The 13,283-nt window shown below is 65.3% G+C and carries 10 protein-coding genes; 6 read left to right on the top strand and 4 right to left on the bottom strand.

Features of this window, described 5'->3' with window-relative positions:
- On the top strand, nt 1-1,077 hold a 1,077-nt coding region (gene glmU, locus AC1DJT_RS25190; protein ID WP_476835100.1), incomplete at its 5' end, for a bifunctional UDP-N-acetylglucosamine diphosphorylase/glucosamine-1-phosphate N-acetyltransferase GlmU.
- Between the two features lie 106 nt (nt 1,078-1,183).
- On the top strand, nt 1,184-3,010 hold the full coding sequence (gene glmS / locus AC1DJT_RS25185) for a glutamine--fructose-6-phosphate transaminase (isomerizing) (RefSeq protein ID WP_476769116.1): 1,827 nt from the start codon (nt 1,184-1,186) through the stop codon (nt 3,008-3,010).
- Between the two features lie 19 nt (nt 3,011-3,029).
- Here glmS and AC1DJT_RS25180 read toward each other — a convergent pair whose 3' ends face one another.
- The gene (locus AC1DJT_RS25180; RefSeq protein ID WP_476769117.1) at nt 3,030-3,428 is read right to left on the bottom strand and encodes a YbaN family protein; all 399 of its coding nucleotides are present in this window, start codon (nt 3,426-3,428) and stop codon (nt 3,030-3,032) included.
- Nucleotides 3,429-3,594: 166 nt separating this feature from the next.
- On the opposite strand from AC1DJT_RS25180, the gene AC1DJT_RS25175 reads away from it, so the two are divergent.
- Entirely contained in the window at nt 3,595-4,278 is a 684-nt protein-coding gene (locus tag AC1DJT_RS25175) for a DUF502 domain-containing protein (RefSeq protein ID WP_441490003.1), read from the top strand.
- A 37-nt stretch (nt 4,279-4,315) separates the two neighbouring features.
- Here the strand turns inward: AC1DJT_RS25175 and AC1DJT_RS25170 are convergent, their stop codons facing one another.
- Nucleotides 4,316-5,149: an AraC family transcriptional regulator gene (locus AC1DJT_RS25170; RefSeq protein WP_476835099.1), complete on the bottom strand. Its 834-nt coding sequence runs from the start codon at nt 5,147-5,149 to the stop codon at nt 4,316-4,318.
- Nucleotides 5,150-5,338: 189 nt separating this feature from the next.
- Complete coding sequence (recG, locus tag AC1DJT_RS25165; RefSeq protein WP_476835098.1) at nt 5,339-7,441, bottom strand: ATP-dependent DNA helicase RecG; 2,103 nt, start codon at nt 7,439-7,441, stop codon at nt 5,339-5,341.
- A gap of 145 nt (nt 7,442-7,586) precedes the next feature.
- Here recG and AC1DJT_RS25160 point away from each other — a divergent pair, with 145 nt between their 5' ends.
- Both AC1DJT_RS25160 and mfd read left to right on the top strand, forming a co-directional pair.
- Entirely contained in the window at nt 7,587-7,883 is a 297-nt protein-coding gene (locus tag AC1DJT_RS25160) for an FAD assembly factor SdhE (RefSeq protein ID WP_441490006.1), read from the top strand.
- A gap of 20 nt (nt 7,884-7,903) precedes the next feature.
- Nucleotides 7,904-11,452, top strand: a complete 3,549-nt coding sequence (mfd, locus tag AC1DJT_RS25155) for a transcription-repair coupling factor (RefSeq protein ID WP_476835097.1) — start codon at nt 7,904-7,906, stop codon at nt 11,450-11,452.
- 198 nt (nt 11,453-11,650) lie between these two features.
- Here mfd and rnd read toward each other — a convergent pair whose 3' ends face one another.
- Nucleotides 11,651-12,790 (bottom strand): ribonuclease D, encoded by a 1,140-nt coding sequence (gene rnd, locus AC1DJT_RS25150; protein ID WP_476835096.1) that lies wholly within the window; start codon nt 12,788-12,790, stop codon nt 11,651-11,653.
- Nucleotides 12,791-13,117: 327 nt separating this feature from the next.
- Here rnd and AC1DJT_RS25145 point away from each other — a divergent pair.
- Nucleotides 13,118-13,283, top strand: a 166-nt coding sequence (locus AC1DJT_RS25145; RefSeq protein WP_476835101.1) for an OB-fold nucleic acid binding domain-containing protein, incomplete at its 3' end; no start/stop codon positions are given.

Genomic DNA, 13,283 nt, shown 5'->3' with positions numbered 1-13,283 from the left:
GGCTATGACGATATCCTCGTCGCCTTCGCGGATACGCCGCTGGTTCGGCCCGAGACCTTCCTGTCGCTGCGGGCTGGGCTCGCCGATGGTGCGCCGGTTGTGGCGCTGGGATTCGAGGCTGCCGACCCGACTGGCTACGGGCGGTTTGTGATGCGCGACGGCGTGCTGGAAGCGATCGTCGAGCACAAGGATGCGAGCGCGGCCGAGCGGACGATCCGGTTCTGCAATGCCGGGCTGATGGCCTTGGACGGTCGGCACGCACTTGCCATTCTCGATTCAATCGGCAGCTCGAACGCCCAGAACGAATTCTATTTGACCGACGCCCCGGCGCTCGCTCGCGCCAAAGACTTGAAGGTGGTCGCGCTGAGCGCCCCCGAAAGCGAAGTGCAGGGCGTCAATGACCGCGCCCAACTCGCTGCTGCGGAAGCAGAGTTCCAGCGCCGCAAGCGGCTGGCGGTAATGAAGGAGGGTGCGACGCTGATTGCGCCCGAGACCGTGTTCTTCAGCTACGACACGACAATCGGCAGCGATGTCCTGATCGAACCCAATGTCGTTTTTGGCCCCGGCGTCAGCGTTGCCGATGGCGCGGTGATTCATGCCTTCTCGCATCTGGAGGGCGCCGAGGTTGGCCCGCAGGCGAGTGTCGGGCCTTATGGCCGGCTGCGCCCCGGCGCGAAGCTGGCGCGCAAGGCCAAGGTCGGGAACTTCGTGGAGATCAAGGCGGCGGATATCGGGGAAGGAGCCAAGGTCAGCCATCTCACCTATATCKGGGATGCGAGCGTCGGCGCCGAGGCCAATATCGGTGCCGGTACGATCACCTGTAATTATGACGGATTCTTCAAATACAAGACGACGATCGGTGCCGGCGCCTTTGTCGGTTCGAACTCGTCGCTGGTTGCCCCGGTGACGATCGGCGATGGGGCTTATGTCGGCTCCGGTTCGGTCATCACCTCCGATGTTCCGCCTGACGGGCTGGCGATCGCTCGCGGCAGGCAAGTCGGGCGGGACGGTTGGGCGAAGGTGTTCCGAGATAGGGCAAAGGTCAGGAAGCTGAGCGCGGCCAAGAATACGGATTGAATCGACGCCGAAACGCCTGTTCACAGTCTGACATTCAACGTGATTGGGTGTTTTTGGCGTTCGCAGCTACACGGGCCGGCAACGGCAACACTCAAAGAGGTCGGGCATGTGTGGCATTGTGGGGATCCTGGGCAAGGAAGCCGTAGCCATTCAGGTGGTCGAGGCGCTGCGGCGGCTCGAGTATCGGGGTTATGATTCCGCCGGCGTCGCGACGCTGGAGAAGGGTCTGCTCACGCGCCGCCGTGCCGAGGGCAAGCTCAGGAACCTCGAGATCCGCCTGTCGAACGAGCCGCTCGATGGGATGATCGGCATCGGCCATACGCGCTGGGCGACGCATGGCAAGCCAAACGAGACCAATGCTCACCCGCATGCGACCGAGAAGCTCGCGGTCGTGCATAACGGCATCATCGAGAACTTCCGCGAGCTGCGCGCCGAGCTCGAAGCTGCGGGCCGCGTCTTCGAGACCGAGACCGATACCGAGATCGTCGCCCATCTCGTCACCAGCGAGATGGAGCGGGGCAAGAATCCGGTTGCGGCGGTTGCAGCCAGCCTGCCACGCCTGCGCGGTGCCTTTGCCCTCGCATTCCTGTTCCAGGGCGAGGAAGACCTGTTGATCGGCGCTCGCAAGGGCTCGCCGCTCGCGGTCGGCGTCGGCGATGGCGAGATGTATCTCGGCTCTGACGCGTTGGCGTTGGCCCCTTTCACCAATCTCATCGCCTATCTGGAAGAAGGCGATTGGGTCGTGCTCCATCGCAAAGGCGCGACCTTCTACGACATCACGGGCGCGCAGGTGGAGCGTCGCGCGCAGCGGGTCGCCGCCGGCACCTTCCTGGTCGAGAAGGGCAACTACCATCATTTCATGGCCAAGGAGATCCACGAGCAGCCGGAGGTCGTCGGCCATACGCTGACGAAGTATCTGGACATGGCTGCGGGAACCGTGCGCCTGCCCTTCGATGCCCCCTTTGACTGGAAGGCGCTGTCGCGGCTGTCCATCTCGGCCTGCGGAACCGCCTATTATGCGGGACTGACGGCGAAGTACTGGTTCGAGAAGCTGGCGCGGTTGCCCGTCGAGATCGATGTCGCCTCCGAGTTCCGCTATCGCGAGGCGCCGCTGCCCAAGGACGGTCTCGCGCTCTTCGTTTCGCAATCGGGTGAAACCGCCGATACGCTTGCCTGCCTGCGCTACGCCCGTCAGGAAGGGCAGCACGTCCTTGCCGTCGTGAACGTGCCGACCTCGACAATCGCGCGAGAGAGCGATGTCGTGGCGCCGACCCTGGCCGGGCCGGAGATCGGCGTAGCTTCGACCAAGGCCTTTACCTGCCAGTTAACCGCGCTCGCGAGCTTGGCCCTTGCGGCGGCTCGCGCCCGCGGCACGCTTTCGGAGGCGGAAGAGGCCCGATATGTCCGCGAGCTGATAGCGCTGCCGGGATTGATGGCGCAGGCATTGACGCTGGAACCCGAGATCGAGAAGCTCGCCCGAAAGCTGTCGAAGGCGCGCGACGTGCTCTATCTCGGCCGGGGCACGAGCTTCCCGATGGCGCTCGAAGGCGCTCTGAAGCTCAAGGAAATCAGCTATATACACGCCGAAGGTTATCCGGCAGGTGAGCTGAAGCATGGTCCTATCGCACTGATCGACGAGGACATGCCGGTCATCGTCATCGCACCGCATGATACGCTGTTCGAGAAGACCGCCTCCAACATGCAGGAGGTCGCGGCACGTGGCGGCCGGATCATCCTGATCACCGACGCCAAGGGCGCTGCCGAATGCGGCATCGAGCCCGAGGTGACGATCGTGATGCCGGATATGGACCCGCTATTCGCACCGATCGTCTATGCAGTCCCGATCCAGATGATCGCCTATCAAACGGCCGTCTTCATGGGCAAGGACGTCGACCAGCCGCGCAACCTGGCAAAATCCGTCACTGTCGAGTGATCAATCCTCGGTCGAGTGATCAATCCTGGCGGGTCGGCTCCGGCCGGCTCGCGACATAGCTTCCGGCGGCGAGCAGGCTGACGCCGCTGGCCCAGAGCGCGACGGGCGGAGCGTCGCTCAGCGCCACCAGTCCGAAGCTGAACAGCATGGAGCCGCAGGCGATCCATTTCGCCCGACGGTCGATTGCGCCGGTTGCGCGCCAGCGACGGACGTGCGGACCCAGCCTGGGATGGCCAAGCAGCCAGGCCTCGAAGCGAGGCGAAGACCGCGAAAAGCACCAGGCCGCGAGAATCAGGAAGACTGTTCCCGGCATCAGCGGCAGCACGAGGCCGATAACCCCGATTCCGGTGAACACCCAACCAGCGGCGAACATCAGCGGCCTGTACCAGCGGCGGAGTTGCCGGGGTGTTTCGGTCACGAAATCCATCCGCATTCGCGTCGGCACGTGAGACGGGGCTGGTCAGCAGCACCGGCTCGGCTATCCTGCTCATATCGCGATGCAGCGCCGCCGAGGCAAGCACGCCCTGTGGAGATCGGATTCCCGGACCGCCATGACGTCAGACGGCCCTCCTGATCCCAGCCACATGCTTCAGCCGGATTTGCTGCGGCCGACTGCGGGCACGCGGCTACGCCGCTATTTCCTGACCGGGCTCGTGATCGCGGGGCCGCTGGCGATCACCGCTTCGGTGACCTGGTGGTTCATCAACCTGATCGACGGGGTGGTGAAGCCGCTGATCCCCAACAATTATCTGCCCGAGACCTATCTGCCTTATCCGATCCCCGGCTTCGGGCTGGTGATCGGATTGATCGGCCTGACGCTGCTCGGTTTCCTGACGGCCAACCTCGTCGGGCGTACCCTGCTCGATGCCGGGGAGGCGATCCTGCACCGGATGCCGGTGATCCGCGGCCTCTACAAGGGCGTGAAGCAGGTTTTCGAGACGATCTTCTCGCAATCGGGCACATCGTTCCGCAAGGTCGGCATGGTGCAGTTCCCGCAGCCGGGCATGTGGTCCATCGTTTTCATCTCTCAGGAGGCGGCGCCCGAGATCAGCTCACGGCTGCCGGATGGCAGCGAACAGATCGGCGTCTTCCTGCCCTGCACGCCGAACCCGACCACGGGTTTCTTCTTCTACCTGCCGCGTCGCGAGGTGGTGGAGCTTTCAATCTCGGTGGAGGACGGCGCCAAGCTCATCATGTCCGCCGGGCTGATCCAGCCGGGGGAGAATGGCTCGAAGGCGCCACCAGGCAACGGCAAGTCCCAGAACTGATCTGCGGACTTGCCGTCCTTTTTGGTCCGGGAGGTCGTCAGGCCTTCAACGGAACCCAGATTTCGACGGTTCCGGTACCGCTTTGCGGATCGAAGCGCTCGTCATAGCGCTCGAAGCTCGGCCCTTCCGAGGCTTTCCAGCCMTTCTTCGGCAGCCAGTCGCGCCAGATTGCGTCGAATGTGCCCTTGATGCCCGAGATATGGCCGTGATGCAGGAACACGACATAGTTCTGCTCGGGAATGCGGATGCGGTCGAATTCGGGTGGCAGGTMGGAAAAGGATTTCACCTCGACGCCAGCGAGATAGTCGAAGCTGCCCTCGTCGTCGGCGTTGTAGCAGACCCCGTAGCCGATGCCCCCGATCTGGCCCGGGACATGGCCGAAATGCGGGGTGAGCTTCTGCCAGAGCGAGGGAATGCCGGCAGTGGTCTCATAGGTGTAGCGGCTGCCGAACCCGGCAACGAGCATGCTCTTGCCGGTCAGTGAGCGGGGTTCTTCCAGGATAACGGTTGGGCTTGCGTCCATGACGATGGGCTCCACGAGCTTGAGCGCCGAGAGGTCGCGCCGCTCGCGCAGTTCTTCGGGCGTGAGGCCGAATTGCTCGCGAAAGGCGCGGGTGAAGGCCTCGTGAGAGCCGTACCCCCAGTCCAGCGCGACGGAGAGGATGTCCGGCGCGCCATTCGCCAGTCTCCGGGCGGCTTCGGTCAGCCGGCGTTCGCGCACATAACGCATCACCGAGCGGCCGGTCGCGTTGCCGAAGGCGCGGCAGAGATGGAAGCGCGAGACGCCGCTGACCGAGGCGATCTGGTCGAGCGAGATCCCGGAGGCGAAGCGGCTCTCGACGCACCACACGGCTTTGCTGATTGGGTCCATTGTGGTTCTCACGAAGGCACACCCGGACGATGCCGATCCCGCGCTACGGCCGCTTGATCGGGATTGATCTCCCGCAGGATCTCCAGCGCTAAAGCATCGGCCCGAAAAGTGGATTGCGGTTTTCGGGAAAGCCGATGCAATCACAGATGGCTAGATCGTCTGACTGGATACGATATCCGGTCCGACGATCTAGCCGGCGCGCAAGAGCTTGATCGCGACGTCCCTCTCGAACAAATAGAGCAGCGTCCTGACGGCTTCGCCGCGTTCGCCGGCGAGGTGCGGGTCGCGCTCGATCAGGAGCCGCGCATCATCGCGAGCGGCGGTCAGCAGATCGCCATCGATTTCGGGGCGGGCAACGCGCCAGTCGGGGGATCCGGACTGGCGCGTGCCGAGCACCTCGCCTTCGCCACGCAGGCGCAGATCTTCCTCGGCAATCCGAAAGCCGTCCTCGGTCTCGCGCATGATGGTCAATCGCGCCTCCGCGACCGGACCCAACGGCCCCTTATAGAGCAGGAGGCAGGTCGATGCGGCCGAGCCGCGCCCGATCCGCCCGCGTAGCTGGTGGAGCTGGGCCAAGCCAAAGCGCTCGGCATGCTCGATCACCATGACGCTGGCATTGGGCACGTCGACCCCGACCTCGATGACGGTGGTCGACACCAGGATGCGCGTCTCGCCGGCAACGAAGGCCGCCATCGCAGCGTCCTTGTCGCGCCCGGGCATCTGGCCATGCAGCAGCCCGACCCTGGCGCCGAAGTGCCCCCCCAGTTCCTCGAAGCGCTCCTGCGCGGCGGCGACATCGAGCGTGTCCGATTCCTGAACGAGCGGGCAGACCCAATAGACCTGCGCGCCGGCCTCCACCGCGCGGCCGACTGCGCCAACGACCTCGTCATAGCGTTCGAGCGAGATCGCGCGTGTCGAGATCGGTTTGCGGCCGGCCGGCTTCTCGGCGAGCACCGAGACATCCATGTCTCCGAACCAGGTCAGCGCCAAGGTGCGCGGGATCGGCGTTGCCGTCATGACCAGCACGTCGACGGCCTCGCCCTTCGAGCCCAGCATCAGGCGCTGATGGACGCCGAAACGGTGCTGTTCGTCGACCACCGCCAGCGCGAGATCGTGGAAGACGACGCCTTCCTGGAACAGCGCATGGGTGCCGACCACGATGGCGATCTCGCCGCTCGCCAACCGCTCGAGCACCTGGCGTCGGCCGGCGCCTTTCTCGCGGCCGGTCAGCAGGGCGAGCTTGAGCCCGGCCGTTTCTGCCAGCGGCGCCAGCCGTTCGGCATGCTGGCGCGCCAGGATTTCGGTTGGCGCCATCAACACCGATTGCCGGCCGGCTTCGGCGGCTGCGACCATCGCCATCAGGGCGACAACGGTCTTTCCCGAGCCGACATCGCCCTGCAGCAGACGCAKCATGCGCTCGGGCTTCTCCATGTCCGAATGGATATCGGCCACGGCCTGGCGCTGGCCATCGGTGAGCGAAAAGGGCAGGGCTGCTTCGATCGCCTTGAGCCTGCGGCCGTCACCGGCGGTGACGCGCCCGGCTGCCTTCTTCTGCTGCCGGCGCACCAGGGCAAGCGCGATCTGGCTCGCCAGCAATTCGTCATAGGCAACGCGCCTGCGTGCGATCGTGTCACCCTCGACGGCGCGCAGGTCCGGCGGGTGGTGTAGGGCACGGATGGCCTCGGCGAAGGAGGCGAAGCCGGCCTTCTGCAGAAAGCTGCGGTCCTGCCATTCGGCGAGCTCCGGACATTTTTCCGCCGCTGCTGCCACGATGCGTGTCATGACGCGGGGCCCGATGCCTTCGGTCAGGCCGTAGACCGGCTCGATCGACGGCAGGCTGGCGAAGGCCCGGGCATCCATGATGCGGTCGGGGTGGACCATTTGGCGCATACCGTCCCAGAGCTCGAGCTTGCCCGAGATGATGCGGAACTCGCCGACCGGCAACGTCTGCTGGAGATGGCGGACATCGGCATGGAAGAAGACCAGGGTCACGTCCCCGGTCTCGTCCTCGACGATGACGCGATAGGGAGCTTTGGCCTTGCCGGGCGGGGCCGGGCGATGCTCGGTGACACGGGCCGAAAAGGTCGCGACATCGCCGACCGGAGCGTCGGCGATGCTGGCGCTGGGGCGACGATCGATCGCGCCCGTGGGAAGGTGGAAGAGCAGGTCGACGACCCGCGCTGGCTGCGTCCCGTCGCCGAGCAGCTTGTCCAGAAGCTTGCCGAGCTTGGGGCCGACGCCGGGCAATATCGTCGCGGGAGCAAAGAGCGGATCAAGCAGGGAAGGACGCATCTGCCTCGGGTGGGAACCGGAATTGCGGGAAACGCGGCGGTTCGGCCACTGACTCGCCCCGACGCCATCGCTATATAGCCTGCATCGGCAGGTTCCGCGACGGGGCCGGCCCGTTCCGCCATTTGCATTTCATGCGAGGCTTACGATGAGTGGCTCTTCCCGCACCAGTGCCGATCTCGATCCGCGCCGCCGCAAGATCCTGTTCCGTGCCTGGCATCGCGGCATGCGGGAGACGGACCTGATCATGGGCCGCTTCGCCGACGCCGAGATCGGCACGTTGAGCGATGCCGAACTCGACGAGTTCGAGCAACTGATCGAGGTTCTCGACCGAGACCTGCTGTCCTGGATCACAGGAGAGGCCGAGGTGCCGGTGAACTACGATACGGCCGTGTTCCGACGGCTGAAGGCGTTCCACAACCACAGCAAGCCGATTCACGTCTGAGCACTCAGCGACAATCCGATATGAGCATTCCGCCCCCCGCCCAGCTCGCCAAGCTGCAGATCGACCGCATCCTCGACGCGCTGAAGCGGGGCGACAAGCCGACGCTCGCCAGCGTGCCGGACGGGTTCGACGCCGTCGTCCTTGCCGATCTCGTCCGGACCCGGGCGAAGAAGGTGGAAGGCGCGGCAATGCTCGTCTTCGTCGCGCGTGACGGGCAGCGGCTGCAGGTTCTGGAAAATGCGCTCCAGTTCGTGGCGCCCGATCTGGAGGTGATGAGCTTCCCGGCCTGGGACTGCCAGCCCTATGACCGCGTCTCGCCGGCTCCTGCCATCGTGGCCCATCGCATGACGACGTTGTCGCGACTGGCCAAGACCAAGTCAGGCGACAAGCCGCGTCTGCTGCTGACGACGGTCAACGCCGCGCTGCAGCGCGTGCCGGCCTTCAGCAAGGTGGCCTCGGAGAGCTTTTCGGCTGCGCCAGGCAACATGGTCGACACAGAGCAACTCGCACGCTGGCTCGACATGAACGGCTACCTGCGGACCTCGACGGTGCGCGAGACCGGCGAGTTCGCGGTGCGCGGTGGCATCGTCGATCTCTTTCCGCCCGGCATGCCTGCGCCGATCCGCCTCGACTTCTTCGGCGACGCGTTGGAATCGATCCGGACCTTCGACCCCGAGACGCAGCGCACCACGGGCCAGTTGCGCGGACTCGATCTCGTGCCGATGTCCGAGGCGCAGATGACGAGCGAGAGCATCAAGCGCTTTCGCCAGTCCTATATCACGAGCTTCGGCACGCCCGGCCGTGACGACATGCTCTACGAGGCGGTCAGCGAAGGCCGGCGGCCTGCGGGGCTCGAGCATTGGCTGCCCTTGCTGGCCGACCGGCTCGACACGCTCTTCACCTATCTGCCGGATGTGCCGCTGGTTCTCGACGCGCAGGCCGAGGATGCGGTCGGCGAGCGCATCAGCCTGATCAAGGACTACTACGATGCGCGCAAGGCCGCCCTCGACCAGGGCGGCACGGGAGGGACGCCCTACAAGCCGTTGCCACCCGATGCGCTCTACCTGTCCCCGGCCGAATGGCGCGGCGTGATCGACAATGCGGGCGTCGCGTCGCTGACGCCGTTCCAGCTGCCCGATAGCGACGGCAAGCTGATCGTCGATCTCGGCGCCCGCCAGGGTCGAAGCTTTGCGGCCGAGCGCGCCGACAATGCCGGCAGCGTCTTCGATGCGGCGGTCGCCCATGTGAAAGCGCTGCAGGCCGATGGCCGGCGCGTCATCCTTGCGGCATGGTCGGAGGGCTCCCGCGAACGCCTGGCCCATGTGCTGGCCGATCATGGCCTCAAGACCGTACAGACCACGGGGTCCCTGCGCGCGGCCTTCGATCTGAAGCCCGGCATCACGGCACTCGCGGTCTGGGGCTTCGAGACCGGCTTCGAGGCCKGCAAGCTTGCGGTCATCGGCGAGCAGGACATCCTGGGCGACCGCCTCGTGCGCCCGCGCCGCAAGACGCGCCGGCCGCAGGATTTCATCGCCGAGCTGTCATCGCTCGCGCCCGGCGACCTTGTCGTCCATGTCGATCACGGCATTGGCCGCTTCATTGGATTGCAGAGCATCACGGCGGCCGGAGCGCCGCATGATTGTCTCGAAATCCACTATGCGGGCGATGCCAAGCTGTTCCTGCCGGTCGAGAATATCGAGCTGCTCTCGCGCTATGGCTCGGAGGACACCGAGGTTCCTCTTGACCGGCTTGGCGGCGGTGGCTGGCAGGCGCGCAAGGCCAAGCTGAAGCAGCGCATCCGCGAGATGGCGGGCAAGCTGATCCAGATCGCTGCCGCCCGCGCGCTGAAGGAGGCGCCGCGCCTCGTTCCGCCGGACGGGCTCTATGATGAATTCCGGGCTCGCTTCCCGTTCGAGGAAACGGAAGACCAGCAGAACACGATCGATGCGGTACTGGACGATCTCGCGGCCGGTCGGCCGATGGACCGCCTGGTCTGCGGCGATGTCGGCTTCGGCAAGACCGAGGTGGCGCTGCGTGCCGCCTTCACGACGGCGCTGGCCGGCAAGCAGGTCGCGGTCGTGGTGCCGACGACATTGCTCGCCCGCCAGCATTACCGGAATTTCGCCGAGCGCTTTGCGGGGTTGCCGGTGAAGGTCGGCCAGGCCTCGCGCTTCGTCTCGGCTCAGGATCTCAAGGCGGTCAAGCAGGGCATCGCCGACGGCACCATGGACATCGTCGTCGGTACCCATGCCCTGCTCGGCAAGGGCGTCGAGTTCAAGGATCTCGGCCTCGTCATCGTCGACGAGGAGCAGCATTTTGGCGTCAACCACAAGGAGCGGCTGAAGGAGTTCCGCGCCGAGGTGCATATGCTGACGCTGTCGGCCACGCCGATACCGCGTACGCTCCAACTCGCCATGACGGGTGTGCGCGAGCTCTCGATCATTGCGACTCCGCCGGTCGACCGGTTGGCCGTGCGGACTTTCGTCACGCCGTTCGATCCGCTGATCGTGCGCGAGGCGTTGCTGCGCGAGCGCTATCGTGGTGGCCGCAGCTTCTATGTCGTGCCGCGCATCGAGGACATCGCCGAGGTCAAGGACTTCCTCGACAAGCAGGTACCCGAGGCCAAGGTCGGCATTGCCCATGGCCAGATGGCGGCGGGCCAGCTCGAGGACGTGATGACGGCCTTCTACGAGGGCCAGTACGACGTTCTGCTCTCGACCACGATCGTCGAGTCCGGGCTCGATATCCCGACGGCTAACACCCTGATCGTGCATCGCGCCGACATGTTCGGCCTCGCCCAGCTCTATCAGCTGCGCGGGCGCGTCGGCCGCTCGAAGATCCGCGCCTACGCGCTCTTCACCATGCCGGCCAATCGCAAGCTGACCGAGCAGGCCGAGCGCCGGCTGAAGGTTCTGCAATCGCTCGACACGTTGGGTGCGGGGTTCCAGCTCGCCAGCCACGATCTCGACATCCGTGGCGCCGGCAACCTGCTCGGCGACGAGCAATCCGGGCACATCAAGGAGGTCGGCTACGAACTCTACCAGCAGATGCTCGAGGAGGCGGTGGCGCAGCTCAAGGCCGGCATCGACATCGTTGCCGAAAGCCAATGGTCGCCAAGTATCCAGATCGGCGCGCCGGTGATGATCCCCGAGCACTATGTCRCYGACCTSACGCTSMGSCTGACSCTCTACAAGCGSCTCTCGACSMTSGACGASGATGSCGAGMTCCAATCCTTCGGYGCYGAGCTGGTCGACCGTTTCGGGCCGCTGCCGGAAGAAGTGCAGCAACTTCTGGAGATCGTGGCGATCAAGGCGCTCTGCCGCCGGGCCAATGTCGAGAAGGTCGAGGCCGGACCGAAGGGCATCATCGTTGCTTTCCGCGACAACGAGTTCGCCAATCCCGAGGGGCTGGTCGGCTATGTCGCGAAGCAGGGAACGCTGGCCAAGGTCCGTCCCGACATGCGCGTCGTCTTCATCGACGACTTCGAGACGGCGGAGCAGCGGCTCAAGGGCACGCGCCGGTTGCTGACCGATCTGGCGCGCATCGCCGAGCGAAAGAAGGCGGCGTGAGCATCAGCACGCGACGCTGGCCTTAGCCTCGTCTGTCATGGGAGGGGCGCGGCGGCGAAGCAATCCCGGCCTCTGCCTGAGGGGATTGCTTCGCTCGTGACGACGAGACAGGGCGTCTCTGACGCAAGGCATAGGCCCGAAACGCGGACGGCTTTCGGGAAGGCTGCTGCAAGCGCAGAAGGTTAGATCATCGGCCGCTCAGGCGACGGTCACGCGCCCGCGGGAGATCTTCAGGCTCAGCTGCCCGTTCTTCAGCGCCAGCGCCTTGTTGCCGAAGACTTCGCGGCGCCAACCCTGCAGGGCCGGTACATCGGCCAGGTCGTCCGAGGCGATGGCCTCGAGATCGTCGGTCGAGGCCAGGATCTTGGGGGCGACGCGTTCGGCATCGGCGGTCGCCTTCAGCAACACCTTGAGCAGGTCGAGTACGGCGCCATTGGTCGGGCGTCCGCGCTCGCGTTCGAGACGGGGCAGGGTCCTGGGATCGAGCGCCAGGCCGCGCTCGATCGCCGCGAGCACCTCGCCGCCGGCCCGCGAGCGCTCGAAGCCGTTCGGCACGGAGCGAAGCTCCGCCAGCGCCTCGACCGAGCGCGGACCGCGCTGAACGATATCCATCAGCGCATCGTCCTTCAGCACCCGCTGGCGCGGCACGTCGCGGCTTTGCGCCTCCCGCTCCCGCCAGGCGGCGATCTCCATCAGCAGCGCGACTTCCTTGGGCTTGCGAATCCGGCCCTTCAGGCGCTGCCAGGCGTTCTCGGGCCTGACCTCATAGGTGCCTGGCGAATTCAGGATCGCCATTTCCTCGGCAACCCAGCCCTCACGGCCGCTGGCGGCGAGATCGGCCGATAGGGCGAGATAGATGTCACGCAGATAGGTGACATCGGACTCGGCATAGGTCAGCTGCGCCTCGGTCAACGGTCGGCGCGACCAGTCGGTGAAGCGCGAGGATTTGTCGATCCGCGCCTTGGCGAGGTCGTTGGCGAGCTGCTCGTAACCGACGGAGTCGCCATAGCCGCAGACCATTGCGGCGACCTGCGTGTCGAATAGCGGGGTCGGGAGCATCTTGCCGATGATCCAGATGATCTCGAGGTCCTGCCGTGCGGCGTGGAACACCTTGACGACGTTCTGGTCGGCCATCAGCGCCAGGAAGGGCGCGAGGTCGATTTCGGGGGCGAGCGGATCGACAAGCACCGCMTCGTCGGGCGAGGCGAGCTGGATCAGGCAGAGCTTCGGATAATAGGTCGTCTCCCGCAGGAATTCGGTGTCGACCGTGACGAAGGGATGCTGGGCCAGCCGCGCGCACGCCTCGGCCAGATCCTGTGTGGTGGTGATGAGGCTCATGATTAGCGGCTTAGCGGAGGAACGGGTTGTCCGTCGAGTCCGCGTTTCATGCTTCTGCTCGCCGGCGCCGCATGACCTTCAGAAGAACGGGCCTGTCCTTCGGGGCCCGGACAAGGTCATCTGCCTTGTCTACGTATTGAAACCTTCACACCATGGTGCGACGGCCTCTGCCGCCTCCTTGCGGCGAACAGCTGGAATGCCGGCTTCGCGCATCACGATTATCGCTGCCATTCTTGACAATCCGCGCGCCTGCGTGTGCTTACGCCGAAGGTTTCAGCTGGCCTTGCGCCGGCTCCTTCGCATTTCCGAGAGACGAGTCCCGTGACCTTGCATCGCTATCGCTCCCACACCTGCGGCGCCCTTCGCGAGAGCGATATCGGCAATCAGGTTCGCATTTCGGGCTGGTGCCACCGCATCCGCGACCATGGCGGTGTGCTCTTCATCGATCTGCGCGACCATTACGGCATGACCCAGGTCGTGATCGATCCGGACT

The sequence above is a fragment of the Allobosea sp. 05T422_2 genome, from assembly GCF_056396265.1.
This window is presented reverse-complemented; position numbering and strand designations above follow the sequence as displayed.